We start from the raw sequence: 242 nt of genomic DNA, 5'->3' as shown, positions 1-242 counted from the left end.
GTACATGGCCAGGCCCTTGGCATCCAGCTCGTTAAAATGTTCCCAACTGGCCCAGTGCGGCACCAGGTTGGAATTGGCGATGAGCACGCGCGGGGCGTTGCTGTGGGTCTTGAACACGCCGACCGGCTTGCCGGATTGCACCAGCAGGGTCTCGTCGTCGTTCAGGTTAGTGAGGCTCTCGACGATCTGGTCGTAGCACTCCCAGTTGCGCGCCGCACGGCCGATACCGCCGTATACCACCA

1 pseudogene is annotated in these 242 nt (G+C 62.0%); it reads right to left on the bottom strand.

What is annotated here, in order from left to right:
• Positions 1–242: pseudogene (locus tag AC3XQU_RS24675) on the bottom strand (urocanate hydratase); the annotation flags it as partial.

Source organism: Telluria sp. AZSoR62 (assembly GCF_058111565.1).
Note: the sequence above shows the minus strand (reverse complement) of the source record. Positions and strands in the feature narration are given on the sequence as shown.